2 protein-coding genes and 1 pseudogene are annotated in these 2,003 nt (G+C 44.3%); all 3 read right to left on the bottom strand.

Features of this window, described 5'->3' with window-relative positions; translation table 11 throughout:
• Positions 1–427, bottom strand: a pseudogene (locus BCT81_RS23595) (type II secretion system F family protein); the annotation flags it as partial.
• The gene (locus BCT81_RS23590; RefSeq protein ID WP_102426045.1) at positions 427–1,341 is read right to left on the bottom strand and encodes a type II secretion system F family protein; all 915 of its coding nucleotides are present in this window, start codon (positions 1,339–1,341) and stop codon (positions 427–429) included. The pseudogene BCT81_RS23595 and the gene BCT81_RS23590, both read right to left, overlap by 1 nt.
• On the bottom strand, positions 1,338–2,003 hold a 666-nt coding region (locus BCT81_RS23585; RefSeq protein ID WP_133152700.1), incomplete at its 5' end, for an ATPase, T2SS/T4P/T4SS family. The genes BCT81_RS23585 and BCT81_RS23590, both read right to left, overlap by 4 nt.

Raw genomic sequence — 2,003 nt, 5'->3', positions numbered from 1 at the left:
GTTTAATATTGGCTTTCCCCCGAGCAGACACATAAGCATCAGGGGCAATAACAAACGCTAATAACGCGCCCAATAAATACAACAAAGAGAACAGTACTTCGGTTTCTCCGCTATAAAAATCAAAGCCAATAAGAATCAAGCAGATACTAAAAGGAACGATTTTAAGGAGGTAATAAGCATCGGCGAGAAAGTCACTATAAAAACCCGCCGCTACTAACTTGCGTTTAGTTTCATCTTTATTAAAACTGATTCGAGATAATATCGATTTAAATAAGTCGGTTCGCTTCTTTTCTTCGCGTGTCGAACCAATAATTCTTCGGGTTTCAATATTTGCTCTGGTGTTGTCCCAAAATCGCAAGCAGTACGTGGCAAGCACCATTGAAACTACAAATATCACGCCCCAAATGCCCAGGGTTTTCATGTCCATTAGTTAACACCCCGCAATATCAGCCAAATGCAAAAGAACCCGAGCAGCTCACTTACTAGAACGTAATAAAAAATCGGCTGACCAGCCTCTTCGAACATCACGAAGCTGTAGTTCTCTGGGCTGGTGAACTTTAAAATGATCAGGAATATTACTGGTAAGCAAGCAATAATTTTTGCTGATGCGCGCGCTTCAGAGGTCAGCGCATTGTTTTTCTTCTCTACCGCTCTCGAATCAAACATGAGTCGGTTAATTTTGTTGATGACATCTTTCAGCTGACCACCTCGTGCTAGGTTGATTCGGATTGTTGAAGCGAAGAAAAAATATTCTAAATAAGGGAATGTATTGCTGCTTCGTTCAAGTACGTCGTCAGGGGCCTCACCTATCAGTAGGCGCTCAGCCATAAATTTGAACTCTTTACCTACCTCGTTATCAAGCTGCTTACCAACATATTCGAATGCATGGATAATACTTTGCCCAGAAGATATCGCCCCGCTCAGAATATTTAAGGCATCTGGAAAATTAGTTTTAAACCGGTCCATCTGTCTCTGTTTGAGCTTGTTATAGAAAACGAAGAACAAAACGGGCTCAGCGATCATCAGGCAAACAGGGTAATCCTGTCTTAAGAAGAACTCATTGATGGCATACACCGCTGACGCAGAAACACAGACAAACAAAATAAGCTTCAGCGACATATTAGGCTGAAATACCTTGACCATCTTCTTATAGCTTTTCCGGAACCTGGTTTTGTAGCTCTCTTCAAACTGCTGAGAATCAATAACAGATCGAACGCCCTTTACCCCTTCGAATTCAGCCTCCATCTCGATCAAGCTACTCAACTTTTTGTTTTGACGAGAGCGATGAATAAGGAAGTAGATCAGCAACGCGCTCCATGACGCAATCAAAATGAATGTCATGAGAAGATCTCCCTGACCGCTTGCTCTAGCCCGAAAAACTTAGCACGTTCATAAATGACAGAGCGGGTTGATAAACCGGGGGTCCTGAACTCACCGACCATTTTCCCATCTTTAAAATCAGAGCTCGCCTCGTAACGAAAAATATCTTCCATCACAACGCTATCCCCTTCCATTCCTATGATTTCCGAAATGTACATCACCTTACGGCTGCCATCATGAAGACGCTTTACCTGAACAATCAGGTCTACTGCACTCACGATGGTTCTGCGTATTGCAGATATCGGCAGGCTAGCGGTTGCCATCATCACCATGCTCTCAGTACGAGCAATCGCGTCGCGTGGTGTATTGGCGTGCAATGTCGACATAGACCCATCATGACCTGTATTCATCGCTTGAAGCATCTCGAACGCTTCTCCGCCACGACACTCACCAACAATGATTCTGTCTGGGCGCATACGAAGAGCGTTGATCACGAGATCGCGCGCGGTAATTTCCCCCGTTCCTTCAACGCTGGCTTGTCGAGTTTCAAGCCTAACGATATGCGGCTTTTGAAGCTGCAATTCGGCAGCATCCTCTATGGTAACGATACGTTCGCCTTCACCGATGAAACCAGATAACGCATTGAGTAGCGTTGTTTTACCTGAACCTGTACCACCAGAGAT

Origin of the sequence: Vibrio sp. 10N.261.52.A1 (assembly GCF_002876325.1) — a bacterium.
Classification (GTDB): Bacteria; Pseudomonadota; Gammaproteobacteria; order Enterobacterales; family Vibrionaceae; genus Vibrio; species Vibrio chagasii.
Note: the sequence above shows the minus strand (reverse complement) of the source record. Positions and strands in the feature narration are given on the sequence as shown.

Bases quoted from the DNA above. Each gene is read 5' to 3' on its own strand.
- BCT81_RS23590 (WP_102426045.1), bottom strand. From the start codon at position 1,341: ATGACATTCATTTTGATTGCGTCATGGAGCGCGTTGCTGATCTACTTC.